Consider the following 23675-nt stretch of genomic DNA (forward strand, 5'->3'; position numbering starts at 1 on the left):
GCCAGATTCCGGATCGACCTAAGTTCGCCTGCGGGCGACCCTTCCGCCCCTTCCCTCCTGCCCGCCCAGGACGGCGGCCCACAACGCCCGCTGGACGAGCAGCGTCAGCGTCCCCGCGATGATCATGCCGGCGAAGTTGACGGCGAGCTGCTCCAGCGACCCGGTGATCTCGCTGCCGTGCCGGAGCGCCATCGCGACCGCGAGGTTCCCGGCGGCGGGCACGGTGGTGACGGAGATGAACACCCCGACCAGCGCCGACGACTTGCCCGCGGTGAGCGACAGCACGCCGGCGGCCCCGGCGAGCAGCGCGACGATGAACGACCAGCGGTCCGGGCTGTAGATGAACGCGGTGAGCGGGCGCTCGTCGGGCAGCCGGTCCAGCTCGATCACGCCGATCCACCGGCTGACCAGCGCACAGACGTAGGTGATCACGATCGCGACGGCGAACCCGATGACCAGCGCCCGCACCGCGTGCGCGATCCGCCGCGGCTGGAGCCGGACGAGCCCGTAGCAGATCGCCGCGACCGCGGCGAACTCCGGCCCGAGCACCATCGCGCCGACCACCAGGATCGGCGAGTCGATCAGCGCCGCGATCCCGGCCAGCTGCGTGGCGAGCGCGAGGAACGCGACGAACGACCAGGTGAGGGCCGTGCCCTCGCTGACCTGACGGTCGAGTTCCTCCCACACGACGGCGTCGTCGCCGTGGCCCGGGGCGCGTTCCATCGCCTCCTCGGCCTTGTCGGAGAGCGTCAGGTCGACCTTGTCGAGCGCGATGGAGCCGTCCCGGTCGACGCCGAGCGCGCGCAGCGCGTCCAGGATCTCGTTGGCGGACTCGCGGGCGATGTCGCTGGTCACGAGGTCGCCGCGCGGGGACCTGGCGGCGTCCGGGAGGACGACGACGTTGGTGGCTCCGGGGCAGTCCGCCAGCGCCTCGCAGACCGCTTCGGTGCGGTCCGCCGGGACGATCGCTCTGAGATGCAGCACGAGGCACATGCTGCCGTATACCGCGGGGCGACGTGACAGGGACGCCGACCCGTACGCTTTGCTCGTCTACCGGCAAACTACGAAATATCAGGACGGTGAGGGTATGGCGCGGGCAGCCGGACGTACGGCCGTGGCGGCCCTCGCGCTCGCCGTCCCGGTCCCGCTGGCGGCGACCGCGGCCTGCGACGCCGACGTCGGCCTTTCGGAGACCGATCCCCCGCCTTCGAGCGGCGGCGCGTCCCCACCGGGCGGCCAGGGCCAGGCGCGCCGGGACCTGGCCGGGCTGCGGATCGCGTCCGAGAGCGACGGCGGCGGCTACGAGCGCGACAGGTTCGGGACGCGCTGGAAGGACGTCGACCGCAACGGCTGCGACCAGCGCAACGACGTCCTCGCCCGCGACCTGACGGACGTCGAGAAGAAGGGCCGGTGCGTCGTCCTGGCGGGCCGCCTCCGCGACCCCTACACCGGCAAGGAGATCGCCTTCGCCAAGCGGGACGCCGCCGAGGTGCAGATCGACCACGTCTACCCGCTGGCCCTCGCCTGGCGGATGGGCGCGTCCCGCTGGACCGAGGACCAGCGGGAACGGTTCGCCAACGACCACCGCAACCTGCTCGCCGTGTGGGGCGTCCCCAACCGGCAGAAGAGCGACTCCGGCCCCGGCGAATGGAAGCCGCGGAAGACGTTCCAGTGCACCTACGCGGTCACGTACATCGCCGTCGCCAAGAAGTACTCACTCCCCATAACCCGCGCCGACCACGACGCGCTCCAGAGCTTCCTGGCGCGCTGCTAGGCGAGGGCCGTCCGGACCACACCGGCCAGGTGCTCGGCGACCGACTGGGCCTGGGACTCCGAGGCCGCCTCGACCATCACGCGGACCATCGGCTCGGTGCCGCTCGGCCGGATCAGGACGCGCCCCGTGTCGCCGAGGTCGGCCTCGGCTGCGGAGACGGCCGCGGCCAGCTCGGGGGACGTCTTCGCGCGGTTCTTGTCGACGTCCCTGACGTTGATGAGCACCTGCGGCAGCCGCGTCATCACCTTCGCCAGCTCGTCCAGCGGGCGGCCGCTGCGGACCATCGCGGCGAGCAGGTGCAGGCCCGTCAGGACGCCGTCCCCGGTCGTCGCGTGCTCCAGCATGATCACGTGGCCGGACTGCTCGCCGCCGAAGCCGAACCCGCCCTCCTTCATCGCCTCCAGCACGTACCGGTCGCCGACCGCGGTCTCCACGACCGTGATCCCGGCGGCGCGCATCGCGAGCTTGAACCCGAGGTTCGACATCACGGTCGCGACGACGGTGTCGGCGGCCAGCGCGCCCGCCTCCCGCAGGTCGAGCGCCAGGATCGCCATGATCTGGTCGCCGTCCACGATCTCGCCGGACCCGGTCACCGCGAGGCAGCGGTCGGCGTCGCCGTCGTTCGCGATGCCCGCGTCCGCGCCGTGCTCCCGGACGGCCTTCTGCAACGCCTCCAGATGCGTGGAGCCGCAGCCCGCGTTGATGTTCAGCCCGTCCGGCGCCGTCCCGATCGTGATCACTTCCGCGCCGGCGCGGCGCAGCGCCTCGGGCGCCACGTCGCTGGACGCGCCGTTCGCGCAGTCGACCACGACGCGCAGGCCGTCCAGCGACACCGGGACGGTCGACAGCAGGTGCGCCACGTACTGCTCGACCGCGCCGTGCGCCTCGCGGACGCGCCCGACACCGGCGCCGGTCGGCGGGTCCCACACCTCGCCGAGCCGCGCCTCGATGCGGTCTTCGAGCTCGTCGGGGAGCTTGTGGCCGCTGCGGTCGAAGAACTTGATGCCGTTGTCGGGGGCCGGGTTGTGCGACGCCGACAGCATCACGCCGAGGTCGGCGTCCAGCTGGTGCGTCAGGTGCGCGACGGCGGGCGTCGGCAGGACGCCGAGGCGCAGCACGTCCACCCCGGAACTCGCGAGGCCCGCCACCACGGCCGCCTCCAGGAACTCGCCGGACGCCCGCGGATCGCGCCCGACCACCGCCAGCGGCCGATGCCCCTTGAACGCGCCCTGCTCGCCCAGCACCCGCGCCGCGGCGACGGACAGGTCCATGACGAGCGGGGCGGTCAGATCGCGGTTGGCGAGCCCTCGCACGCCATCAGTCCCGAAAAGACGAGCCACAGTCAACTCCCGAAAAGACGAAAGACCGCGCGGACGGGAGCCGGGACCCGCGCCCCGGCCCGCTCCGCGCGGTCAAATCTAGTGGCCACCGGCCCCGCGAACCCCCAACAACCGGCGTAGCCCGTCCACGACACCCGCCCTGGACGAGCCGACCACACCGTTTCTCGGACGAGCCACGAATCTTGGACGAGTCACGCACATCGTCCTCAGACCGGACCTCAGCCGGGGCCACGGGTCGTGCGGCCGGAGGCGCCCCGCGCCGGAGGTCGCACGACCCGCCGGTCGGAGGGCCGTTTCGCGAGACGCGCCAGCGGCTCGGGAAACGGCTCGCCGGCCGGTGACGGGGGTTCCAGGGGGTCGCCCCCCTGGGTTAGAAGCGCCGTTTCGCGAGACGCGCCAGCGGCTCGGGAAACGGTTCACCGGCCGGTAACGGGGGTTCCAGGGGGTCGCCCCCCTGGGCCAACACGCCCCCTGGGCCAACACAGCCCCCTGGGAATTACCTCTTGCTGTACTGCGGGGCCTTGCGGGCCTTCTTGAGGCCGGCCTTCTTGCGCTCCGGCACCCGCGCGTCGCGGGTGAGGAAGCCGGCCTTCTTCAGCGCCGGGCGGTGCTCGATGTTGCCGAACTGCAGCGCGCGGGAGATGCCGAGGCGCAGCGCGCCGGCCTGGCCGGTGGTGCCGCCGCCGTTCACGCGCGCGAGCACGTCGAACTGGCTCTCCAGGCCCAGCAGCACGAACGGCTCGTTCACGATCTGCTGGTGGACCTTGTTCGGGAAGTACTGGTCCAGGGTGCGGCCGTTGATCTTCCACTGGCCGCTGCCGGGGACGATGCGGACGCGCGCGATGGCCTGCTTGCGGCGGCCCGTGCCGGCCGCGGGGCCCGTCGCGACGGGCTGGCCCAGAAGGCCCTCGCCCGCGGTCTCGGGGGTCTCGGTGCTGTACTCGGACGGCGCGTCCTCGTACGAGTCGACCTCGGCGGCCGGCTCGGTGGTCTCGTCCACGGTTCTCCTTGGGGTGTTCTAGCCAGGGCGGCGGACCCGTTCTACGGGTGCCCCGGCGGCCTCGTGTTCCGGATGCGCACGCGCGCTCGACGCGGCGCGTGCGCGGGTGTCACTTCTGGATCTGGCTGATCTGGGTGATCTCGAACGGCACCGGCTTCTGCGCCCGGTGCGGGTGGTCCGGCCCGGCGTAGACCTTCACCTTGCCGAACATCTTCCGGCCGAGGGAGTTCTTGGGCAGCATGCCCTTGATCGCCTTCTCGACGGCCCGCTCGGGGTGCTTCGCCAGCAGGTCGGCGTAGGTCACCGAGCGGAGGCCGCCCGGGTAGCCGGAGTGCCGGTAGGCGCGCTTCTGCTCCAGCTTGTTGCCGGACAGCGCCACCTTCTCGGCGTTCACGATGACGACGAAGTCACCGGTGTCGAGGTGCGGCGCGTAGATCGGCTTGTGCTTACCCCGGAGCAGCTGCGCGACCTGACTGGCGAGACGGCCCAGCACGACATCGGTCGCGTCGATGACGTACCACTGACGCTGGACGTCAGCGGGCTTAGGGGTGTACGTGCGCACGGTCGTAGGCCTTCGTTTCTCGTCGACTTACAGGCGGTTTCGATCCTCGCGCGCCCTCACGGGCGAGCGCCGTCAGCGGAATCCTGCTCGCGCCGATCAGAGGATCGTCCGACCTGGCGCTCCGGGATGCCGGGGCCCGGACCGGCGCTCACGCCGACAGACGCGAACACTCCCTGGGACCACCGACACGTCGTCGCGTCGTCTCCAACCCGCCGCGAGCGGGCACCGACGCACACAACAAACACGCAGGATACTCGGCCACGCGCCCAAGGGTCAAAACGGGCCGCGACCGGCGGCCCTCCGGCCGCCCTCCGGTGCGCTCCATCGATCCAGGAGAGAACGGTCAGCGGCGGGCAAGTCACGCTTAGTAGTTCTCTTGATCTTTTTTAGGTGATCTTCGGAACAGGAGGTGCATACCGGGATATTGTGCCGGGCGACCGGTCCACGCCGGCTTTGCGCCGGCCCGCACCCGGGAGCCCCCGCTGTCCACTCCCCGCAGACCAGGCGATCCCGCCGGACGCCGCCAGCCCGGTTACACCGGGCCGTCCGGCGCCGCACCTCGTGACGCCGCCCCGCGCGGCAATTCCCCGTACGGCGACGCCCTCGTCGCCGGCGGCCCCCGGCACGGCACGTCCCGCACCGGCCCCCCGCCCGGCCCGTCCGGCAGCCCGCCCGGCGCTCGGCCCGACGATCGGCGCGGCGGCCAGCCGGGCGATCGGCGCGGCGGTCAGCCCGGCGGGCGGCAGCCGCAGCACGGACGTCGGCAGTCCCAGAGCGGTGGTCGCTCGCCACAGCACGGCGGTCGCCGTCCTGCGGGGCGGACGCGGCGCAAGGGCGCGACCAGCATCGTCGTGGCCGTCGCCGCGTCCAGCATCGCCATCGGCGTCGGCGTCGCGATCGACCGGCTGGTGCTGCCGGAGTTGCGGCAGGAGCGGACCACCGCGGCCGGGCCCGACGCGCGGCCGTCCGACATCGTCCTGCCCGGGCCGCAGAGCGACCCGTCGACCGGGACCAAGACCGGAGCCGGAGCCGGGACGGGAACCGGAAACGGCGGAAAGCCGTCCGCGGGCGGCGGCCCCGCGCCCACCACGGGCGCACCGGCCCCGCCGCTGAAGACGATGCGCGCGCCCGGAGGGTCGCCGGACAAGCCGTCCAAGCCCGGCGTGCCGCCCGACAACGGCAGGGCGCCGGGCGACGGCGCCCGTTCTCCTGGCGGCTCGTCGGGGTCGTCCGGTACGGAAGCGGCCGTGGTGTCGCTCACCAACTCCGAGCGCGCCAAGGCCGGCTGCAAGCCCCTGCACGTCGACCAGCGGCTCGTCACCGCGGCCCGCCGCCACTCCGCCGACATGGCGGCCAACAACTACTTCGACCACACGTCGCGCAACGGCGACAGCCCGTGGAAGCGGATGGAGGACGCCGGCTACCCGAGTCCCGGCGCGGAGAACATCGCGAAGGGCTACTCGACCGCCGCCGCCGTGATGAAGGGGTGGATGGACAGCCCGGGCCACCGCGCCAACATCCTGAACTGCGACCTGCGCGCCATCGGCGTCGGGAAGGCCTCAGGGTCCGGCGGCCCACTGTGGACACAGGACTTCGGCTGGAAGTGACCCTGGCTGGTCCAGGCCGGTCCAGGCCGCTGACCTTCGGCAAATCACCGGCGTCCGGTTCGCCCCCATGTCATGGTGGGTGTCTCGAAGGTCCAGTGCCCTGAACGAGGAACGGTAAGGTCCAAGCCATGGGTTACCCGGGCGATCAAGGCAAGCCCGGCGGCTGGCCCCCTCAACATCAGCCGCCGCACGCGCCGTACGGACCCGGAGCCGAAGCGCCGCCGTACGGCCACGACAACGACGAAGCCCCCTTCGCACCGCGCGAGGAGGGGCCCGGCGCGATGCCCTTCGGCAACGAGCCGTTCGGCAACGACTCCTTCGGCGGCGAGCCGTTCGGAGCGGAGCCGTTCGGCGGGCCGGCGGACCAGACCGCCGCGTGGGCCGACGAGCCCGTCGCCGGAAGCGCGCACGCCTCCTTCCCGCCAGACCAGTCCTTCCCGCCAGACCAGTCCTTCTCTTCCGCTTCCTCTTCCTCTTCGGACCGGTCCTTTCCACCGAACCAGTTCGACGGCGGCCAGGGCGCCGAGCAGCCCTACGGGGCCTACGAAGGCATGCCTCCCGGGCCGTCCGGGCCGTCCGGCGGCGGGCCGAATCCGCCCGAGCGGCGGCGCAACCTGCCGCTGGTCATCGGCGGCGCGGCGGTCGCCGGGCTCCTCCTCATCGGGGGCGGCGTCGCGCTGTCGTCGGCGCTGAAGGACGACTCCGACCCGGCCCCGTCCAAGACGGCCGCGTCCAAGCAGCCGCAGGCGACGCCGAGCCCGACGCAGCCCGTCTTGGCGCCGGTGAAGCTGCAGAGCCGCACGACCGACCCGAAGCCACTGACCCTCAAGGAAGTCTTCGGCAACGGGAAGTTCAAGTCGGGCAAGTACAGGTACGTGCGGACGGCCGTGGCCTCGACGAGGAACTGCACCGGCGTCGCCGGTGGCACGCAGCTGGACAAGGCCCTCAAGAAGGGCGGCTGCACGCAGGCGCTGCGGGCCACGTACGCGCTCAGCACCGGCTCGCTCATCGGCACCGTCGGCGTGTTCAACCTCGAGACCGAGGACGCGGTCAAGCTGGCCGTGAAGGCCGCCGCCGACAAGGACGCCTTCCTGCTGGCGCTGCCCGGCAAGGGCGTCTCCAAGAGCAACGGCAAGGGCGAAGCGCTCGGCACATCCCAGGCGCGTGGCCACTACCTCGTGATGACGTGGGTGCAGCGGCCGGACGGCAAGAAGATCGCCAGCAAGTACCATGCGGCCGTCCGTGTCTTCGGTACGCAGATGGTGAAGGGCAGCAACCTGGCGCTCGCCCTGCACTACAGGGAAACCGAAGGCAAACCCCTCCAAAAGTGACCTGTTTGAATACCCTCTCTGCCTATGTCTGGACCTAGAGACACCCGGGAGTCCGCCGAGCCGGCGGGGACGTCCGACGTCCCCGCCGACTCGGTGCCGCCCAGCTTCGGCGGCGCGGTGCCCCCGGCCGACGGGCCGTCCCCCGCCGGCGCGCCGTCCGCCGGCGCGCCGTCCGCGGAGACGCCGCGCGGCTCCCTCAGGCCGCCCGCGTTCGGTCTGGAGGCCCCCTGGTGGGCCGCCGAGTCCTCCGACGCCGCCCCGCCCGCCGGAGCCGGGAACACGCCCTCCGAGGCCGAGGACGCCCCACCAGCAGCGACGCCCGCCACAGAGCCCCCGGCCGCACAAGCCCCGGCCCCAGAGGCCCCGGGCCCAGCAGCTCCGGCCGTTGAGGCTCCTGTCGCAGAAGTTCCGGCCGTTGAGGCTCCTGTCGTTGTGGCTCCGGCCGTTGAGGTTCCTGTCGTTGTGGCTCCGGCCGTTGAGGTTCCTGTCGAGGGCGAGCGTTCCGGGCAGGAAGCACCGGCGAGCGAAGCCGAAGATGACGTCCAGGACGAAGAGGAGGAGGTCGTCTTCGGCGCCGCCCCCTCCGAAGAACGTCCGGCCGAACCAGAGACCATCGACGTCCCGCCCGGGACGCTCGTAGCCGGAGTCGGCGTCCCCAGCGTCGACTCCCGCCGCGCCGTGCCCGCCGAGCCGATCGTGAAGCGTCCGCCCGCGTACGGCGACACCGATCCCGACGGCTTCCCGCCCGTCCGCCCAGAGGACGGCGCCGCACCGGAGGAGACCGTTGTGAACGCTCCCGTGGAACAGCAGCCGACCGGGGAGGCCGCCACGGCCCCGCCCGGGGAGGACGCCGCGTTCGAGAAGGCCAAGCAGGCGGAGAACGCGTCGTCGGCGTCGCTCTCGCCCGTTCTCGTGCCGGACGCGATCCTCCCGCCCGGCGTCACGCCGCCCACCGGCAGCGGACCCTTCCCGAGCGCCGAGGCCGTCGAGGACGCCACGGCGACCCCCGCCCAGCCCCAGGTGATCACGCCGGTCTACCACGCCGAAGGCGGCGTGCCGATCGACGTCCCGCCGCCGCCCGGACGCACCCCGCGGCGCGGCGGAGGCGGGGGCAGGCGCAGGCCGCTGCTGATCGGCGGCGGCGCGGCCGCCGTCCTCGCCGCCACCGCCGCCCTGTTCGTCGTCGGCGGGACGGGCTCCAGCGGCGACGACGGGAAGAACGGCGGGCAGGCCGTCGAGTCCCCCGCCGCGACGCAGTCCAAGCCGGCGGGCACCCCGCAGGCCCCCGTCACGCCCACCCCCGTGGACATCACGAACGAGAAGACCGACACCCAGGACCTCGCGTTCCGCGACGTGTTCCCCACCGAGGTCATCAAGCTCGGCGGCGGGACGTTCACCCGCGAGCGCTGGTCCCTGAACCGCGAGGCGTCGTACGCGGCCAGGGGCGCGATGCTCAAGGCGCTGGAGCGGGAGCAGGTCCGCAAGATCGTCCGCGCCACGTACATCGATCGGGGACGCTCGCTCGCCGTCACGTCCGGCATCGCGGTGATGCCGACGAGGGAGGCCGCGCTCGCGATCAGCAAGGCCGGGAACCCCGCCAAGTACGAGTGGTTCCGCGGCATGGGCGGCAAGAACGCCCCGGGCCTCGACCGGGCCGGCGGGTACGCCGCCGCCACCGTCCGCGGCCGGTACGTCGCCTACGCCTACGTGCAGTGGGCGAACGGCAAGAAGGCCGAGCCCGGCGACGCGACGATCAAGCAGGCCGCCCAGCAGTTCCTGGACTACGACCTCCGCCCGATCGTCGCCCGCGCCGGTGGCTGACGCGCGACCCGCGCCCGCCGCCCCGCGTCCGCTGTCCGCTGTCCGCTGTCCGCTGTCCGCTGTCCGCTGTCCGCTGTCCGCTAGGACGGTTCCTGCTGGGGCGAGGCGTCGGAGCCGTCCGCGGGCGCCGTGTCCGCAGCCGCGGCTTCCGCGGCGGCCGCCTCCGCCGCTGCGGCCTCCGCGGCGGCGGCCGCGTTGAGGGTCCGGACGCGGCGGGTCTCCTGGGCGCGCCTGGCCAGGCTGTCGTCCTCCGGGTAGCGGATCTCCTCCAGCGACAGGCCGTGCGCCGGCGCCACGTTCACCCCGGAGTCGCGGACGCGCGCCGCGAGCACCTCGGCGGGCCATTCCACCTCGCGCCGCCCGTCCCCGACCATCAGCAGCGCCCCGACGAGCGCGCGGACCATCGAGTGGCAGAACGCGTCCGCCGCCACGGTGGCGACCGCCAGATGCGGGTCGCGGTCGTCGCGGGCCCAGTCGTAGCGGAGCAGTTCGCGGATGGTCGTCGCGCCCTCCCGCCGCCGGCAGTACGCGGCGAAGTCGTTCTCCCCGACCAGCCGGCGCGCGGCGTCGTTCATCCGGTCCAGGTTCAGCGGGCGCGGATGCCACAGCACGTCGTGGCGGCGCAGCGGCTCCACCCCGACGGGGTTGTCGCACACCCGGTACACGTAGCGGCGCGACAGCGCGGAGAACCGGGCGTCGAACCCCTCGGGCGCGACGGACACCCGCCACACCCGGACGTCCGGCGGCAGCAGCCCGGCGAGCCGGCGCGGCATCGTCCCGTTGATCGCCGAGTACGCGGCGACCGGCACCACCAGGTGCGCGACCTGGCCCCGCGCGTGGACGCCGGCGTCGGTGCGTCCGGCGACGGTGAGCATGGGCGGCGGGTCCAGGCGGAGCATGCGGGCCAGCGCGTCCTCGATGACGCCCTGGACCGTCCGCTGGTTCGGCTGCCTCGCCCAACCCGCGAAGTCCGACCCGTCATAGGAGATATCGAGCCGGAGCCGTACCAAAGCGGTCATGTCAGCCGGTTTGTCCTTCTGCACCGTCCGTCCGTTCCCCCCGATGAGCCGCGTTCATCGGGCACGCCCCTGACCTGCTCCCCAGCGAATCGTCGCCCCCCTGACATGACCATGGATCAAGTCTGGCAAAGATCAGGCCCACCGTCCCGCAGCGGAACGGTGGGCCCTCACGAATGTCGAGCAAACGCTCGGCCAGGGTCGTGCGACGAATTACGCCTTGTCGCCCTCGTCCTCGCCGTTTTCGCCCTTGGTGTCCTCGGCCTTGGCGTCCTCCGCGGCCTCGGCGTCGGCCTCGGGCTCGGCCTTGCTGAGCGTCACGTCGCCCTCGTCCGGAAGGTCGACGTCCTCGCTCGGCTTCGCCGCCTTCGCGGCGGGCGCGGCCTTGGCGGTCGAGACGGACGGCATCTGCTCCTGCACCAGCTCGATCACGGCCATCGGCGCGTTGTCGCCCTTGCGGGGGCCGATCTTGGTGATGCGGGTGTAGCCGCCGGGACGGTTCTCGAAGCGCGGCGCGATCTCGGTGAAGAGCTCGTGCACGACGCCCTTGTCGCGGATCGTCCGGGCCACGAGGCGGCGGTTGTGCAGGTCGCCCTTCTTGGCCTTGGTGATCAGCTTTTCGGCCAGCGGACGCACCCGGCGGGCCTTGGCCTCGGTCGTGGTGATGCGGCCGTGCTCGAACAGCGCCGTCGCCAGGTTCGCCAGGATCAGGCGCTGGTGGGCGGGGCTGCCGCCGAAGCGGGCGCCCTTGGTGGGCTTGGGCATTGTGCTTCCTTCCTGCACCGGCCGTGTCAGGTACCGGTGTCAGCTGGTCCGCGAACGGCCGGGGGACGCGCCCCCGGCCGCCGCGGATCGGGTTTCTAGTACTGCTCGGTCTCGGCGTAGCTCTGGTCGTCGTCGCTGTAGCTGTCGGCCGCCGCGCTCGGGTCGAACCCGGGCGGGGAGTCCTTCAGCGACAGGCCCATGTCGTTGAGCTTCTGCTTGACCTCTTCGATCGACTTGGCGCCGAAGTTCCTTATGTCGAGCAGGTCCTGCTCGGAGCGGGCGACGAGCTCGCCCACCGAGTGGATGCCCTCGCGCTTCAGGCAGTTGTAGGAGCGGACGGTGAGGTTCAGCTCCTCGATCGGCAGGGCCAGGTCGGCGGCGAGCGCCGCGTCCGTCGGGGACGGGCCCATGTCGATGCCCTCGGCCTCGACGTTGAGCTCCCGGGCCAGCCCGAACAGCTCGACGAGGGTCTTGCCGGCGGACGCGACCGCGTCGCGCGGCAGCATCGCCTGCTTGGTCTCGACGTCCAGGATGAGGCGGTCGAAGTCGGTGCGCTGCTCGACGCGGGTCGCCTCGACCTTGTAGGTGACCTTCAGCACGGGCGAGTAGATGGAGTCGATCGGGATCCGGCCGATCTCCTGGCCCGGCTGCTTGTTCTGCGCGGCGGAGACGTAGCCGCGGCCGCGCTCGACCGTCAGCTCCATCTCCAGCTTGGCCTTGTTGTTCAGCGTGGCGATGTGCAGGTCGGGGTTGTGGACCTCGACGCCCGCGGGCGGCGCGATGTCGGCCGCGGTGACCTCGCCCGGGCCCTGCTTGCGCAGGTACATGACCACGGGCTCGTCGTGCTCGGACGAGACGACGAGCTCCTTGAGGTTCAGGATGATGTCGGTGACGTCCTCCTTCACCCCCGGGACGGTGGAGAACTCGTGGAGGACGCCCTCGATGCGGATGCTGGTGACGGCCGCACCGGGGATCGAGGAGAGCAGGGTGCGACGCAGCGAGTTGCCGATCGTGTAGCCGAAGCCCGGCTCCAGCGGCTCGATGGTGAACCGCGACCGGTACTCGTCGACCTGCTCTTCGGTGAGAGTCGGACGCTGAGCGATGAGCATGGTGGTGCCTTCTTTCCGCGGTGCCCGCTATTTGACTACCGCGTCTGTGAGTGTTCCCCGATTCGCCGGGATCCCACGGGCGAACCCGCGGAACCCCGGCGAAGCAAAGCTCCTACTTCGAGTAGTACTCGACGATGAGCTGCTCCTGAATGGGAGCGTCGATCTGCTGACGGACCGGCATCGAGTGCACGAGGATCCGCATCTTCTCGCCGTCCACCCCGAGCCACGCCGGGACGGGACGGTCGCCGACCTCTGCCTTGGCGACCTGGAACGGGACCATCTCCAGCGACTTGGGCTTGACGTCGACGATGTCGGCCTCCGTCACCAGCGCCGACGGGATGTTGACCTTCCCGCCGTTGACCCTGATGTGGCCGTGCCGGATGAGCTGGCGGGCCATGTCGCGGGACTTGGCGAAGCCCGCGCGGTAGACGACGTTGTCGAGCCGGCGCTCCAGGAGGGTGAGCATGTTCTCGCCCGTCTTGCCCTGCTGGCGGTTCGCCTCGACGTAGTAGTTGTGGAACTGGCGCTCCAGCACGCCGTAGATGCGCCGCGCCTTCTGCTTCTCGCGAAGCTGCAGCAGGTACTCGGTCTCCTTCGGCCGGCCGCGTCCGTGCTCACCCGGCGGGTAGGGACGGATCTCGATCGGGCACTTCGGGCCCTCGCACTTGCTGCCCTTGAGGAACAGCTTCATCTTCTCGCGGCGGCAGAGCTTGCAGTCCGCACCGGTGTAACGAGCCATTGTTCTAGATCTCCCCTGCCTCAGACCCGACGACGCTTGGGTGGGCGGCAGCCGTTGTGCGGAACGGGCGTGACGTCCTGGATCGAGCCCACCTCGAGGCCGGTCGCCTGCAGCGACCGGATGGCGGTCTCGCGGCCCGAACCCGGGCCCTTCACGAAGACGTCGACCTTGCGCATCCCGTGCTCCATCGCGCGCCTGGCGGCGGCCTCGGCGGCCTGCTGCGCGGCGAACGGCGTGGACTTGCGGGAGCCCTTGAAGCCGACGTGGCCGGACGAGGCCCAGGAGATCACGTTGCCGTTGGGGTCGGTGATCGAGACGATCGTGTTGTTGAACGTGCTCTTGATGTGGGCGTGCCCGTGAGCGACGTTCTTCTTTTCCTTGCGGCGCACCTTCTTCGCGCCTACACGGCTTTTTGGAGGCATCTGCTCTCTCTACTCTTGAGGTCATCGATCCGGAGGACCGACTCCGGACTACTTCTTGCCGGCCTTCTTCTTGCCGGCCACGGTCTTCTTCTTGCCCTTGCGGGTGCGCGCGTTGGTCTGCGTGCGCTGACCGTGCACGGGGAGCCCGCGGCGGTGCCGGATGCCCTGGTAGCACCCGATCTCGATCTTGCGGCGAATGTCCGCCTGGACCTCGCGACGAAGATCACCCTCGATCTTGTAGTTCGTCTCGATCCAGTCGCGGAGCTTCACCATCTCGTCGTCGCCGAGCTGGTGCACCCGCAGGTCGCCGCTGATTTCGGTGCCCGCGAGGGTCTCCAGCGCACGCGTCCGGCCGATGCCGAAGATGTAGGTGAGAGCGACCTCCAGGCGCTTTTCGCGCGGGAGGTCGACGCCGAGGAGGCGTGCCATGTGGGCAGTTCCCTTTCGTTACGCGGAGGTATGGACGCGTCGCGTCCGCGAACACCCTGCCCGGGTGGCGGCCCCGGCCTCCGACGATCCGGGGGTGGCCTTCACACGCCGGTGCCGCACGAACCCGAATCGGCTCGTACGGCTGGCTGTGCGAAGGTTGCGACGCGCTTGCGTGTGGTGCGGCGCCCGGCCTGTGTCAGCCCTGGCGCTGCTTGTGGCGCGGGTCAGAGCAGATGACCATGACCCGGCCGTGCCGCCGGATGATCCGGCAGTTCTTGCAGATCTTCTTGACGCTCGGCTTGACCTTCACTGGGTCTCCTAGGGATCAGGGTCACCCCCGCGCCGCCACGCACGGGGAAGGCAACCCCAGTGGGATTCACTTGTAGCGGTAGACGATCCGACCGCGCGTGAGGTCGTAGGGGCTCAGCTCCACAACGACGCGGTCGTCCGGCAGAATCCGGATGTAGTGCATCCGCATCTTGCCGCTGATGTGGGCGAGCACCTTGTGCCCGTTGTCGAGCTCCACCCGGAACATGGCGTTCGGGAGGGACTCGATGACGGTGCCCTCGATCTCGATGGCCCCTTCTTTCTTGGGCATGTCCTCCGCGCTTCGCTAGATCGGCTCATTGGACGCGGCCCGGCTCCCGGAGGAGAATCGACCGCAGTCCACACCGCGACGCGGAAGGCGTCAGGAAGGGGAATCAGGCGGTCGGCGACGGACCGACATAGGAGTCTACGTCAACCGGCCGTCCAATGCGAAATCAGCGCATGACACGGGTCCGGAGACTCCTCCCGACCCAAGCATACATCGCGCCCGCGTTGTACCTTTCCAGGAGAGATACGTTCGAGGAGGATCAGCATGCCGAGCTATGACTTCGCGCTGATCCTCAGCCGTCCCCTCTATGAGGACGAGCTGGACCCGCTGTTCGGCCGCACGCACGGCGCCGTCACGGTGTCGATCATCAGCGAGCCCCAGCACGCCGACCGTCCGGGCAACGCGTCCTGCACCTGGCAGGCCCCCACCCTCGCCGCGGCGATCATGGAGGTGGTGGAGCACGTCGAGGTCAGCGCGCCCGGCGTGCACGTCCTGCAGGTCGAGGCCGACCCGCTGCTGACGATCCGCGACATCGCCGAACGGGTCGGACGCTCCCTCGACTCCGTCCGGCACGCGATCACCGGCTCCCGCGGCGCGGGCGGGTTCCCCTCGTCGGAGATGTCGACGGCCGGGCACCGGCTGTGGCGCTGGTCCAAGGTGGCCGCCTACTACGGGCTGGACGACCCGCAGCTCGTCGAGGCGAAGCCGACCGTCCAGGCGATCAACGGCTGGCTCGCCCTCCGCGACGTCGTCCCCGACGTGGCCCCCGCCGCCGAAGAGGTCACCTCGGCCCTCTCCCTGGTGATCCCGCACGTCGCCTGAAGGCCTTGCGAAGGCCTTGCCGAGGCCTTGCCGCGCGGGTCGCCAAAAGCGCGAACACCGCGTCGTCCTTGCCCTGAGTCGGGACGGCGCTCCGCTGCGTGACGCGCCGGGCAATCGGACGGGCGGCCGGTGGCGCCCCGAGTCGACAGTGCGGGCGGGCGGGGGCGAAGATCGTCCCGGTGCCGTGCCGGGGGGCGCCTGAACCGAGGGTCCGTGATGTGCTTGGGCAAGGGGGAGAGGATCGATGGCGATCATCGCGCAGCTGAGCGATATCCACCTGGCGGCCGGACGGGACGGCGAGGTGGACGACGGCTCAGGACCGGTGCGCGCGCTGCGCGCCGCCGTGTCGAGCCTGCTCTCGCTGCCCGCCCGGCCTGACGCCGTCGTCATCACCGGTGACCTCGTCGACGGCGGCAGACCGGCGGAGTACGCCCGGCTGCACGCGCTGCTGTCGCCGCTGCCGATGGCCGTCTACCCGATGTGCGGCAACCACGACGACCGCGACGAGATGCGGAAGGTGTTCGACGACCATCCCGAGGTGGCGGAGACGGGGACCTTTCCGCAGGCGCCCGTGCAGTACGCCGTGGACGTCGCGGGCGTACGGCTCGTCTGCTGCGACACCACCGTGGACGGTCACGCCCACGGGCACCTGAGCGAGGAGCGGCTCGCCTGGCTCGACGTGACGCTCCGCGCCGCCGCCGACACCCCGACGATCATCGCCACGCATCATCCGCCGTATCCGATCGGGATGCGGTTCATCGACGACCTGCGGTTCGTCGACCCGGCCGGGTTCGCGGCGGTGATCTCACGGCATCCGCAGGTGGTGCGGGTGATCTCGGGGCACGTCCACCGGGCGTCGGTCGGGTCGCTGGCGGGGACCGTCAGCACCACGTGCCCGAGCACGTACCGGCAGCTGTTCCTGGACCTCACGTCGCAGGGGCGCGCGGCCGTCACCGGGGAGCCCGCCGGGTTCGCCATCCACCTCGTCGGCGCGGACGGCTCGGCGACCACGCATTTCGCTCCGACGGGCAACTACCGCCCGCTCATGGACGTCGAGTGACCGGCCGGGACGCGAACTGACCAGGCGGGACGCGAACTGACCGGGCGCGGCGGGATCTGACCGGGCGGAGCGGGGGGCTGGCCGGGCGGAGCGGGGGGCTGGCCGGGCGGGGCGGGACCTGGGCGGGCGTCAGTCGTTGCGGTTGCCGAGGACGGTGCGGAGGAGCAGGAGCGCCCCCCACGGGCCCGCCACCCAGATCCACCACGGGTAGACCGAGCCGGACCCCTGCACCGTCAGGATCAGCCAGATGGTGAGGTTGATGCCGCTGACGAGCCCCCACGCGCCCCACATCGCCCGCAGCCGCTGCAGTTCGAGGCCCGCCGACGAGGAGCGGACGGCGGGCGACGCGGTGCTCTTCGGCTGCGCCGCCGGGACGGGAAGCTGGTGGAGGTCCTCCTCCGGCAGGTCGGAGGTGACCTCCTGGAGCTGCCCGAGGGTCTTGGCCGCGTACACGGCGTCAAGCCGCTCCTGCAGCTCGTCCATGGTGATGCGGCCTTCGGCGCAGTGCTCGCGCAGGCTTGCCGCCGTCCGGTCGCGATCGGCGTCCGAGGCCCGGAGATCAGGATTCGGCGCCATGCTTCCTCCACTCCTCAGGACGAGGTCTCAGTTCCATTCTGGACGACGCCGAGCCGCGTGAACCAATCTTCGCCCTCATCCAATGCCGTGAGTACGCGCGGGCCGTCCGGCGTCACCGCGAACGTGTGCTCGAAGTGCGCGGACGAGCGGCCGTCGAGGGTGACGACCGTCCAGCCGTCGTCCAGCTCCGCGGTCTCCTTCGTGCCGAGGTTCACCATCGGCTCGACCGCGAAGCACATGCCGGGCTCCAGGACGGGCCCGTGCCCGGCCGGCCCGTGGTTCGGGATGAGCGGGTCCATGTGCATCTCGGTCCCGATGCCGTGCCCGCCGTAGCCCTCGACGATGCCGTAGGCGCCCTGAGAGCGGATGTGAGCCTCGATCGCGTGCGACATGTCCGAGAGGTGGGCCCCGGCCTTCCCGGCCGCGAGGCCGTGCCACAGGGACGCCTCGGTCACCTCCAGGAGCCGCCGCCGCTCCGCGGTGATCTCGCCGACGGGGACGGTGATCGCCGCGTCGCCGTGCCAGCCCTCGACGATCGCGCCGCAGTCGATGGAGACGACGTCGCCGTCCGCGAGGACCTTCCCGGCCCGCGGGATGCCGTGCACGATCTCCTCGTTGACGGACGCGCAGATCGTCCCGGTGAAGCCGTGGTAGCCCTTGAACGACGGGACGCCGCCGTTGTCGCGGATGTGCCGCTCGGCGAGCGCGTCCAGGTCGAGGGTGGTGACCCCGGGCCGCACGGCGTCGCGCAGCAGCTCCAGCGTCCGGCCGACCAGGAGCCCGGCCGCGCGCATCAGCTCGATCTGCTCCGCGGTCTTCAGCTGGATCTCGGGCCTACGCCGTTTGAACATCTCTCCCCCTGCGTACCAGCGGGCCCTCCTGCGGGACCGTCACTTCTCCAAGGGGCGCAGCGCGGTCAGGGCGCGCTTGGTGACCTCCTCGACCGGGCCCGTCGCGTCGATGCCGACGAGGATGTGCTCGTCGGCGTAGAACTGCACGAGCGGGGCCGTGTCGTGCTTGTAGACCTCCAGGCGGTGCATGACGACCTCTTCCTTGTCGTCGTCGCGCTGGAAGAGGTGCCCGCCGCAGTCGTCGCAGATGTCGTCCTGCTTGTCGTCGAAGTCGACGTGCCAGATCCGCCCGCACTTGTCGCAGGTGCGGCGGCCCGACAGCCGCCGGACGACCTCGTCCTCGTCGACGACCAGCTCCAGCACGATGTCGAGCCGCGCGTCCCACTCGGCGAGGATCTTCTTCAGCGTCTCCGCCTGCGGGACGTTGCGCGGGAACCCGTCCAGCAGGAAGCCGTCGCGGGCGTCGTCCTCGGCGAGCCGGTCGCGCACCATCGCGATCGTGACCTCGTCGGGCACCAGGTCGCCGCGGTCCATGTACTGCTTGGCCGCCCGGCCGAGCTCGGTACCGCCGCTCACGTTGGCGCGGAAGATGTCACCTGTCGAGATCTTCGGGATGGACAGATGCGATGCGATGAACTGGGCCTGCGTCCCCTTGCCCGCACCCGGGGGGCCCACCAGGACGATACGCATCTACCGGAGGAAGCCCTCGTAGTTGCGTTGCTGGAGCTGACTCTCGATCTGCTTCACGGTATCCAGTCCGACGCCGACGATGATGAGGATGCTCGCGCCGCCGAAGGGGAAGTCCTGGGTCGCGTTCAGGAGTGCGAACGCCACCATCGGGATCAGTGACACGAGCCCCAGGTAGAGCGCACCGGGTGTGGTGATCCGAGTCAGCACGAAGTCGAGGTATTCGGCGGTCGGCCGACCAGGACGGATACCTGGGATGAATCCACCATACTTCTTCATGTTGTCGGCCACTTCAGTGGGGTTGAAGGTGATCGCCACGTAGAAGTAGGTGAAGAAGATGATGAAGACGAAGAAGATCGCCATGTGCCAGGCGTTGTCCTGTTGCAGGTACGGCTGGACCTTCTGCAGCCACTTGGTGTTCGGCCAGAGCTGCGTCGCGAGGACCGGCAGGTAGAGCAGCGACGACGCGAAGATGATCGGGATGATGCCGGCCTGGTTCACCTTCAGCGGGATGTAGGTGGACGTCCCGCCGTACATGCGGCGGCCGACCATGCGCTTGGCGTACTGGACGGGGATCCGCCGCTGCGCCTGCTCCACGAACACGACCCCGGCCATGATCGCCAGGCCGACGAGCAGCACCACCGCGAACACGAAGCCGTTCTTGGCCTTGTAGATGCTCCAGAACTGGGCCGGGAAGACCGCGACGACCTGCGTGAAGATCAGCAGCGACATGCCGTTGCCGACGCCGCGGTCGGTGATCAGCTCGCCCAGCCACATGATCACCGAGGTGCCGGCCACCATGCAGACGACCATCGTGATGATCGGGAACAGGCCCGTCTCGTACAGGATGTCGTCACTGCCGGAGATGCCCGAGAACAGCTGCCCGGTGCTCGCCATCGCGACGATGCCGGTGGCCTGCAGGATCGCCAGCCCGACCGTCAGGTAGCGGGTGTACTGGGTGATCTTCGTTGTGCCGGCCTGGCCCTCCTTCTTCAGGGCCTCAAGCCGCGGGATCACCACCGTCAGCAGCTGCAGGATGATGCTCGCCGTGATGTACGGCATGATGCCCAACGCGAAGATCGACAGCTTCAGCAACGCACCGCCGCTGAACAGGTCGACGAGGCCGTAGAGGTTGTTGGCCTCCTTGGCGTCGTCCGCCGTCTTCTTCAGCACCTCAACGTTCACGTTCGGCGTCGGGATGATCGACCCCAGCCGGAACACCACGATGATGAACAACGTGAACAACAGCTTTTTACGCAGGTCAGGCGTACGGAAAGCCCGAGCGAAAGCGGTCAGCACCATTCCTCCTGCGTGACTGGCGAATTCATGGCCGCCGAGGGGCCGGTTACAGGTCCATGACGTCGGGCGGAGAATACCGGGTGAGGCGCGGGAGTGTGCAATCTCACGCGGAACGCCGCCGCCGGAGTGACTCTAACAGCAGATGCGACCGGGGCCGTCCCGCCAGTCCCGGCGGCCTCGCGGCCCCGGGCGCTGTGCGAGAGCGGCCCCGGCATGTGACGTGGTCCTTCTTACAGCTCGTCGGCGGTTCCGCCGGCCGCGGCGATCTTTTCCTTCGCGGTGCCGGAGAAGGCGTGCGCCTTCACCTGAACCGCGACGGAGATCTCGCCGGTGCCGAGGACCTTGACCGGACGGCCGCGGCGCACCGCGCCCCTGGCCGCCAGGTCGTCCGCGGTGACCTCGCCGCCCTCGGGGTAGAGCGCGGCGAGCTTGTCCAGGTTCACGACCTGGTACTCGACCCGGTTCGGGTTCTTGAAGCCCTTCAGCTTCGGCACCCGGCGGATCAGCGGCATCTGGCCGCCCTCGAAACCGACGGGGACGGTGCCGCGGGCCTTCGTGCCCTTGGTGCCGCGGCCCGCCGTCTTGCCCTTGGACGCCTCGCCGCGGCCCTTGCGGACCTTGCGGCGGTTCGCACCCGGGGCCGGACGCAGGTCGTGCACCTTCAGCGGAGTGCCCTCCGCCGCCGGGGCGTCGTCCTTGGAGAGATCAGCCATCTCAGTCGACCTCCTCGACGGTGACCAGGTGCGCCACCGTCCGGATCATGCCGAGCACCTCGGGGCGGTCCTCGCGGACCACGCTCTGCCCGATCTTCTTCAGGCCGAGGGTGCGCAGCGTCTCACGCTGGTTCCGCTTCTCGCTGATCACCGACTTCGTCTGCGTGATCTTGAGCTGGCTCATGAGGCCGCGGCCTCCGTCCTGGGCTCGCTGCCGGCGGCGCGCGCCCGCAGCATCGCGGCCGGGGCGACGTCCTCGATCGGCAGGCCGCGCTTGGCCGCGATCTCCTCCGGACGCTTCAGCGCCTTCAGGCCCGCGATCGTCGCGTGCACGATGTTGATCGCGTTGTCGCTGCCCAGCGACTTGCTCAGCACGTCGTGGATGCCGGCGCACTCCAGCACCGCGCGGACCGGGCCACCCGCGATCACACCGGTACCGGGGCTCGCCGGACGCAGCAGGACCTCGCCCGCCGCGTCCCGCGCCTGCACCAGGTGCGGGATGGTGCCCTGGATCCGCGGCACCTTGAAGAAGTGCTTCTTGGCCTCCTCGACGCCCTTGGCGATCGCCGCGGGCACCTCCTTGGCCTTGCCGTAGCCGACGCCGACGGTGCCGTTGCCGTCACCGACGATCACCAGGGCGGTGAAGCTGAAGCGACGCCCGCCCTTGACGACCTTGGCGACACGGTTGATCGCCACGACCTTCTCGATGTACGACTGGCCCTTGTCGGCGCCACCGCGGCGGTCGTCGCGGCGATCGCGACGGTCGCCACCCTGACCGCCGCCACGCCTCTGCGCTGCCATCAGTGGTTCCTCTCGTTCTGGTTCAGGGCCGTCACAGCTCTAGGCCCCCTTCGCGCGCGCCGTCCGCGACGGCGGCGATGCGGCCGTGGTACTTGCTGCCGCCGCGGTCGAACACGACGGCGGAGACGCCGGCGTCCTGCGCCCGGCGGGCGACGAGCTCGCCCACCTTGCGGGACTTGGCGGTCTTGTCGCCGGTGTCGGCGCGCAGGTCCGCCTCCATCGTGGACGCGCTGGCCAGCGTGTGGCCCTTGTCGTCGTCGATGACCTGGACGAACACGTGCCGGCTTGAGCGGGTCACGACCAGGCGAGGCCGCGCGGCGGTGCCGAGGACCTTCTTCCGGACCCGGATGTGCCGGCGCCTGCGGGCCTTGGCCCGCGCCGACGTGGCCTTTCCGGCCAGGGTCTTGGTGCCTGCCATGCCTACTTACCAGCCTTTCCGACATTCGGAAGCGCAGCGGCGGATCTGCTCGCCCCCATCACTTGCCAGCCTTTCCGACCTTGCGGCGGATCTGCTCGCCCTCGTACCGCACGCCCTTGCCCTTGTACGGGTCGGGCTTGCGCAGCTTGCGGATGTTGGCGGCGACCTCGCCGACCTTCTGCTTGTCGATGCCCTCGACGATCAGCTGGGTCGGGCGCTCCACCGTGAAGGAGATGCCCTCCGGCGGCTCCACGGTGATCGGGTGGCTGTACCCGAGCGAGAACTCCAGGTTCTTGCCCTTCGCCACCACGCGGTAGCCGACGCCCTGGATGACCAGGGTCTTCTTGTAGCCGTCCGTCACCCCGACGACCATGTTGTTGATCAGCGTCCGGGTGAGCCCGTGCAGCCCGCGCACCTTGTTGACGTCGTTCGGCCGGGAGACGACGATCTTGCCGTCCTCCTGCTTGACCTCGATGGGCTCGGCGACCGTGTGCGACAGCGTGCCCTTCGGCCCCTTGACGGTGACCTCCCGGCCGTCGAGCTTGACCTCGACGTTGCCGGGCACGGCGATGGGGCTGCGTCCGATTCGAGACATTGGTCAGAACCCCCTCACCACACGTAGGCGAGGACTTCCCCGCCCACGCCGCGCTTGCCCGCCTGCCGGTCGGTCATCAGGCCGGACGACGTCGAGATGATCGCGACGCCCAGTCCGCCGAGGACCTTCGGCAGGTTGTCCTTCTTCGCGTACACGCGCAGACCCGGCTTCGAGACGCGCTTGATGCCGGCGATCGAACGCTCCCGGGTCGGGCCGAACTTCAGCTCGATGTTGAGCTTCTTGCCGACCTCGGCGTCCTCCACGCTCCAGCCCGAGATGTAGCCCTCCTGCTGGAGGATCTCGGCGATGTGCGCCTTGATCTTCGAGTACGGCATCGCCACCTGGTCGTGGTACGCCGAATTCGCGTTCCGCAGACGCGTCAGCATGTCTGCGATCGGGTCGGTCATCGTCATGGCCTACTGGCCCTCCCTCGCCACGGTTTCCTCAGACTGGTGCGCCTGTGGACCTTTGGCGCGGTCGTGGACGTCCTCGCGGACGCCCGGTCGGTCATTATCAGGCCGGTTCCCGTCCGTCCCGGGGCCGCGCCCCGGGACGCGGTCACCAGCTGGACTTCGTGATGCCGGGCAGCTCGCCGCGGTGGGCCATCTCCCGGAAGCACACGCGGCACAGGCCGAACTTCCGGTAGACGGAGCGCGGACGCCCGCAGCGCGAGCATCGAGTGTACGCGCGGACGCCGAACTTCGGCTTCCGCGCCGCCTTGGCGATCATCGACTTCTTCGCCATGTGCTCAGTTCTCCTTGAACGGGAAGCCGAGGAGCTTGAGCAGCGCCCGGCCCTCGTCGTCGGTCTTCGCGGTCGTGACGACCGTGATGTCCATGCCCCGCTGCCGGTCGACCTTGTCCGGGTCGACCTCGTGGAACATGACCTGCTCGGTCAGCCCGAACGTGTAGTTGCCGTTGCCGTCGAACTGCCGCGGCGACAGGCCGCGGAAGTCGCGGATGCGGGGCAGCGCCGTGGCGAGCAGCCGGTCCAGGAACTCCCACATGCGGTCGCCGCGCAGCGTGGCGTGCGCGCCGATCGGCATGCCCTCGCGCAGCTTGAACTGCGCGATGGACTTGCGGGCCCGGTTCACGGCCGGCTTCTGGCCGGTGATCAGCGCCAGGTCGCGGATCGCGCCCTCGATCAGCTTGGCGTCCTTGGCCGCGTCGCCGACCCCCATGTTCACCACGATCTTGGTGAGCGAGGGGATCTGCATGACGTTGGCGTAGCCGAACTGCTCCCGCATCTTCCCCGCGATCTCCTCGCGGTAGCGGAGCTTCAGCCGCGGCGGCGGGACGGGCCGCGCGTCGGTCTGCGTCTCGGTGACGGTGTCGGTCATCGGT

At 70.6% G+C, this 23675-nt stretch carries 31 protein-coding genes; 6 read left to right on the forward strand and 25 right to left on the reverse strand.

Features of this window, described 5'->3' with window-relative positions; translation table 11 throughout:
* Positions 1-18: 18 nt before the first annotated feature.
* Positions 19-984 (reverse strand): DUF389 domain-containing protein, encoded by a 966-nt coding sequence (locus ACH34T_RS25970; RefSeq protein ID WP_396023534.1) that lies wholly within the window; start codon positions 982-984, stop codon positions 19-21.
* 103 nt (positions 985-1087) lie between these two features.
* On the opposite strand from ACH34T_RS25970, the gene ACH34T_RS25975 reads away from it, so the two are divergent.
* Positions 1088-1774: an HNH endonuclease family protein gene (locus ACH34T_RS25975; RefSeq protein WP_396023535.1), complete on the forward strand. Its 687-nt coding sequence runs from the start codon at positions 1088-1090 to the stop codon at positions 1772-1774.
* Here the strand turns inward: ACH34T_RS25975 and glmM are convergent.
* The 4 genes from glmM to ACH34T_RS25995 form a co-directional block, all read right to left on the reverse strand.
* Positions 1771-3114, reverse strand: a complete 1344-nt coding sequence (gene glmM, locus ACH34T_RS25980; protein ID WP_396023536.1) for a phosphoglucosamine mutase — start codon at positions 3112-3114, stop codon at positions 1771-1773. The genes ACH34T_RS25975 and glmM overlap by 4 nt on opposite strands.
* A 496-nt stretch (positions 3115-3610) precedes the next feature.
* Positions 3611-4114, reverse strand: coding sequence for a 30S ribosomal protein S9 (gene rpsI, locus ACH34T_RS25985; protein ID WP_396023537.1), 504 nt, complete (start codon positions 4112-4114; stop codon positions 3611-3613).
* Between the two features lie 109 nt (positions 4115-4223).
* Positions 4224-4676, reverse strand: coding sequence for a 50S ribosomal protein L13 (gene rplM / locus ACH34T_RS25990; protein WP_396023538.1), 453 nt, complete (start codon positions 4674-4676; stop codon positions 4224-4226).
* A gap of 386 nt (positions 4677-5062) precedes the next feature.
* Positions 5063-5473 carry a hypothetical protein gene (locus ACH34T_RS25995; protein ID WP_396023539.1) on the reverse strand — a complete coding sequence of 137 codons (411 nt, stop codon included), beginning with the start codon at positions 5471-5473 and terminating at the stop codon, positions 5063-5065.
* Positions 5474-5527: 54 nt separating this feature from the next.
* Between ACH34T_RS25995 and ACH34T_RS26000 the strand changes: the two genes are divergently transcribed.
* The 3 genes from ACH34T_RS26000 to ACH34T_RS26010 all read left to right on the forward strand — a co-directional run bounded on the left by ACH34T_RS26000 (position 5528) and on the right by ACH34T_RS26010 (position 9435).
* Entirely contained in the window at positions 5528-6283 is a 756-nt protein-coding gene (locus tag ACH34T_RS26000; protein ID WP_396023540.1) for a CAP domain-containing protein, read from the forward strand.
* 128 nt (positions 6284-6411) lie between these two features.
* Positions 6412-7614, forward strand: a complete 1203-nt coding sequence (locus ACH34T_RS26005; RefSeq protein WP_396023541.1) for a hypothetical protein — start codon at positions 6412-6414, stop codon at positions 7612-7614.
* A 462-nt stretch (positions 7615-8076) separates the two neighbouring features.
* Positions 8077-9435 carry a hypothetical protein gene (locus tag ACH34T_RS26010; protein ID WP_396023542.1) on the forward strand — a complete coding sequence of 453 codons (1359 nt, stop codon included), beginning with the start codon at positions 8077-8079 and terminating at the stop codon, positions 9433-9435.
* A gap of 80 nt (positions 9436-9515) precedes the next feature.
* On the opposite strand, the gene truA is transcribed toward ACH34T_RS26010, so the two are convergent.
* The 8 genes from truA to infA all read right to left on the reverse strand — a co-directional run bounded on the left by truA (position 9516) and on the right by infA (position 14513).
* Complete coding sequence (gene truA, locus ACH34T_RS26015; protein ID WP_396023543.1) at positions 9516-10454, reverse strand: tRNA pseudouridine(38-40) synthase TruA; 939 nt, start codon at positions 10452-10454, stop codon at positions 9516-9518.
* 210 nt (positions 10455-10664) lie between these two features.
* Complete coding sequence (gene rplQ / locus ACH34T_RS26020) at positions 10665-11216, reverse strand: 50S ribosomal protein L17 (RefSeq protein ID WP_396023544.1); 552 nt, start codon at positions 11214-11216, stop codon at positions 10665-10667.
* A gap of 95 nt (positions 11217-11311) precedes the next feature.
* Positions 11312-12325, reverse strand: coding sequence for a DNA-directed RNA polymerase subunit alpha (locus ACH34T_RS26025; protein ID WP_131963133.1), 1014 nt, complete (start codon positions 12323-12325; stop codon positions 11312-11314).
* Between the two features lie 112 nt (positions 12326-12437).
* Positions 12438-13064 (reverse strand): 30S ribosomal protein S4, encoded by a 627-nt coding sequence (rpsD, locus tag ACH34T_RS26030; protein ID WP_396023545.1) that lies wholly within the window; start codon positions 13062-13064, stop codon positions 12438-12440.
* A 20-nt stretch (positions 13065-13084) separates the two neighbouring features.
* The gene (rpsK, locus tag ACH34T_RS26035) at positions 13085-13486 is read right to left on the reverse strand and encodes a 30S ribosomal protein S11 (protein WP_021596710.1); all 402 of its coding nucleotides are present in this window, start codon (positions 13484-13486) and stop codon (positions 13085-13087) included.
* A gap of 48 nt (positions 13487-13534) precedes the next feature.
* Positions 13535-13915 (reverse strand): 30S ribosomal protein S13, encoded by a 381-nt coding sequence (rpsM, locus tag ACH34T_RS26040; RefSeq protein WP_396023546.1) that lies wholly within the window; start codon positions 13913-13915, stop codon positions 13535-13537.
* 196 nt (positions 13916-14111) lie between these two features.
* Positions 14112-14225, reverse strand: a complete 114-nt coding sequence (rpmJ, locus tag ACH34T_RS26045) for a 50S ribosomal protein L36 (RefSeq protein WP_131963138.1) — start codon at positions 14223-14225, stop codon at positions 14112-14114.
* 66 nt (positions 14226-14291) lie between these two features.
* Complete coding sequence (gene infA / locus ACH34T_RS26050; RefSeq protein ID WP_018657567.1) at positions 14292-14513, reverse strand: translation initiation factor IF-1; 222 nt, start codon at positions 14511-14513, stop codon at positions 14292-14294.
* A 261-nt stretch (positions 14514-14774) separates the two neighbouring features.
* On the opposite strand from infA, the gene ACH34T_RS26055 reads away from it, so the two are divergent.
* The gene (locus tag ACH34T_RS26055; protein WP_396023547.1) at positions 14775-15332 is read left to right on the forward strand and encodes a hypothetical protein; all 558 of its coding nucleotides are present in this window, start codon (positions 14775-14777) and stop codon (positions 15330-15332) included.
* A 244-nt stretch (positions 15333-15576) separates the two neighbouring features.
* Positions 15577-16392, forward strand: a complete 816-nt coding sequence (locus ACH34T_RS26060; RefSeq protein WP_396023548.1) for a phosphodiesterase — start codon at positions 15577-15579, stop codon at positions 16390-16392.
* A 129-nt stretch (positions 16393-16521) separates the two neighbouring features.
* Here ACH34T_RS26060 and ACH34T_RS26065 read toward each other — a convergent pair whose 3' ends face one another.
* The 12 genes from ACH34T_RS26065 to rplE form a co-directional block, all read right to left on the reverse strand.
* Positions 16522-16968, reverse strand: coding sequence for a DUF1707 domain-containing protein (locus tag ACH34T_RS26065; RefSeq protein ID WP_396023549.1), 447 nt, complete (start codon positions 16966-16968; stop codon positions 16522-16524).
* Between the two features lie 14 nt (positions 16969-16982).
* Positions 16983-17819, reverse strand: coding sequence for a type I methionyl aminopeptidase (gene map, locus ACH34T_RS26070; protein WP_396023550.1), 837 nt, complete (start codon positions 17817-17819; stop codon positions 16983-16985).
* Between the two features lie 39 nt (positions 17820-17858).
* Positions 17859-18509, reverse strand: a complete 651-nt coding sequence (locus ACH34T_RS26075) for an adenylate kinase (RefSeq protein WP_396023551.1) — start codon at positions 18507-18509, stop codon at positions 17859-17861.
* The gene (gene secY, locus ACH34T_RS26080) at positions 18510-19808 is read right to left on the reverse strand and encodes a preprotein translocase subunit SecY (protein ID WP_396023552.1); all 1299 of its coding nucleotides are present in this window, start codon (positions 19806-19808) and stop codon (positions 18510-18512) included.
* A 227-nt stretch (positions 19809-20035) separates the two neighbouring features.
* Positions 20036-20518, reverse strand: coding sequence for a 50S ribosomal protein L15 (gene rplO / locus ACH34T_RS26085; RefSeq protein WP_396023553.1), 483 nt, complete (start codon positions 20516-20518; stop codon positions 20036-20038).
* A gap of 1 nt (position 20519) precedes the next feature.
* The gene (rpmD, locus tag ACH34T_RS26090; protein WP_328363200.1) at positions 20520-20702 is read right to left on the reverse strand and encodes a 50S ribosomal protein L30; all 183 of its coding nucleotides are present in this window, start codon (positions 20700-20702) and stop codon (positions 20520-20522) included.
* A complete protein-coding gene (rpsE, locus tag ACH34T_RS26095; RefSeq protein ID WP_396023554.1) occupies positions 20699-21319 on the reverse strand; it encodes a 30S ribosomal protein S5 in 621 nt (206 codons plus the stop codon). Before rpsE ends, rpmD begins: the two co-directional genes overlap by 4 nt.
* A 31-nt stretch (positions 21320-21350) precedes the next feature.
* Complete coding sequence (gene rplR / locus ACH34T_RS26100) at positions 21351-21737, reverse strand: 50S ribosomal protein L18 (RefSeq protein ID WP_396023555.1); 387 nt, start codon at positions 21735-21737, stop codon at positions 21351-21353.
* Between the two features lie 58 nt (positions 21738-21795).
* Positions 21796-22332, reverse strand: a complete 537-nt coding sequence (rplF, locus tag ACH34T_RS26105) for a 50S ribosomal protein L6 (RefSeq protein WP_396023556.1) — start codon at positions 22330-22332, stop codon at positions 21796-21798.
* A 14-nt stretch (positions 22333-22346) separates the two neighbouring features.
* On the reverse strand, positions 22347-22745 hold the full coding sequence (gene rpsH / locus ACH34T_RS26110; protein WP_067454634.1) for a 30S ribosomal protein S8: 399 nt from the start codon (positions 22743-22745) through the stop codon (positions 22347-22349).
* A gap of 145 nt (positions 22746-22890) precedes the next feature.
* Positions 22891-23076 (reverse strand): type Z 30S ribosomal protein S14, encoded by a 186-nt coding sequence (locus ACH34T_RS26115; RefSeq protein ID WP_131963156.1) that lies wholly within the window; start codon positions 23074-23076, stop codon positions 22891-22893.
* 4 nt (positions 23077-23080) lie between these two features.
* The gene (gene rplE, locus ACH34T_RS26120) at positions 23081-23671 is read right to left on the reverse strand and encodes a 50S ribosomal protein L5 (RefSeq protein WP_396023557.1); all 591 of its coding nucleotides are present in this window, start codon (positions 23669-23671) and stop codon (positions 23081-23083) included.
* Positions 23672-23675 lie beyond the last annotated feature (4 nt).

The organism is Actinomadura sp. 9N215 (genome assembly GCF_044326345.1).
In the GTDB taxonomy this organism is placed as follows: Bacteria; Actinomycetota; Actinomycetes; order Streptosporangiales; family Streptosporangiaceae; genus Spirillospora.

What these genes read in the sequence shown, in the direction of transcription:
- ACH34T_RS25975 (WP_396023535.1), top strand. Translation starts at nt 1,088, where the DNA reads ATGGCGCGGGCAGCCGGACGTACGGCCGTGGCGGCCCTCGCGCTCGCC.
- ACH34T_RS26005 (WP_396023541.1), top strand. Translation starts at nt 6,412, where the DNA reads ATGGGTTACCCGGGCGATCAAGGCAAGCCCGGCGGCTGGCCCCCTCAA.
- truA (WP_396023543.1), bottom strand. Translation starts at nt 10,454, where the DNA reads ATGACCGCTTTGGTACGGCTCCGGCTCGATATCTCCTATGACGGGTCG.
- rplQ (WP_396023544.1), bottom strand. Translation starts at nt 11,216, where the DNA reads ATGCCCAAGCCCACCAAGGGCGCCCGCTTCGGCGGCAGCCCCGCCCAC.
- ACH34T_RS26025 (WP_131963133.1), bottom strand. Translation starts at nt 12,325, where the DNA reads ATGCTCATCGCTCAGCGTCCGACTCTCACCGAAGAGCAGGTCGACGAG.
- rpsD (WP_396023545.1), bottom strand. Translation starts at nt 13,064, where the DNA reads ATGGCTCGTTACACCGGTGCGGACTGCAAGCTCTGCCGCCGCGAGAAG.
- rpsK (WP_021596710.1), bottom strand. Translation starts at nt 13,486, where the DNA reads ATGCCTCCAAAAAGCCGTGTAGGCGCGAAGAAGGTGCGCCGCAAGGAA.
- rpsM (WP_396023546.1), bottom strand. Translation starts at nt 13,915, where the DNA reads ATGGCACGCCTCCTCGGCGTCGACCTCCCGCGCGAAAAGCGCCTGGAG.
- infA (WP_018657567.1), bottom strand. Translation starts at nt 14,513, where the DNA reads ATGCCCAAGAAAGAAGGGGCCATCGAGATCGAGGGCACCGTCATCGAG.
- ACH34T_RS26055 (WP_396023547.1), top strand. Translation starts at nt 14,775, where the DNA reads ATGCCGAGCTATGACTTCGCGCTGATCCTCAGCCGTCCCCTCTATGAG.
- ACH34T_RS26060 (WP_396023548.1), top strand. Translation starts at nt 15,577, where the DNA reads ATGGCGATCATCGCGCAGCTGAGCGATATCCACCTGGCGGCCGGACGG.
- ACH34T_RS26065 (WP_396023549.1), bottom strand. Translation starts at nt 16,968, where the DNA reads ATGGCGCCGAATCCTGATCTCCGGGCCTCGGACGCCGATCGCGACCGG.
- map (WP_396023550.1), bottom strand. Translation starts at nt 17,819, where the DNA reads ATGTTCAAACGGCGTAGGCCCGAGATCCAGCTGAAGACCGCGGAGCAG.
- ACH34T_RS26075 (WP_396023551.1), bottom strand. Translation starts at nt 18,509, where the DNA reads ATGCGTATCGTCCTGGTGGGCCCCCCGGGTGCGGGCAAGGGGACGCAG.
- secY (WP_396023552.1), bottom strand. Translation starts at nt 19,808, where the DNA reads ATGGTGCTGACCGCTTTCGCTCGGGCTTTCCGTACGCCTGACCTGCGT.
- rplO (WP_396023553.1), bottom strand. Translation starts at nt 20,518, where the DNA reads ATGGCTGATCTCTCCAAGGACGACGCCCCGGCGGCGGAGGGCACTCCG.
- rpmD (WP_328363200.1), bottom strand. Translation starts at nt 20,702, where the DNA reads ATGAGCCAGCTCAAGATCACGCAGACGAAGTCGGTGATCAGCGAGAAG.
- rpsE (WP_396023554.1), bottom strand. Translation starts at nt 21,319, where the DNA reads ATGGCAGCGCAGAGGCGTGGCGGCGGTCAGGGTGGCGACCGTCGCGAT.
- rplR (WP_396023555.1), bottom strand. Translation starts at nt 21,737, where the DNA reads ATGGCAGGCACCAAGACCCTGGCCGGAAAGGCCACGTCGGCGCGGGCC.
- rplF (WP_396023556.1), bottom strand. Translation starts at nt 22,332, where the DNA reads ATGTCTCGAATCGGACGCAGCCCCATCGCCGTGCCCGGCAACGTCGAG.
- rpsH (WP_067454634.1), bottom strand. Translation starts at nt 22,745, where the DNA reads ATGACGATGACCGACCCGATCGCAGACATGCTGACGCGTCTGCGGAAC.
- ACH34T_RS26115 (WP_131963156.1), bottom strand. Translation starts at nt 23,076, where the DNA reads ATGGCGAAGAAGTCGATGATCGCCAAGGCGGCGCGGAAGCCGAAGTTC.
- rplE (WP_396023557.1), bottom strand. Translation starts at nt 23,671, where the DNA reads ATGACCGACACCGTCACCGAGACGCAGACCGACGCGCGGCCCGTCCCG.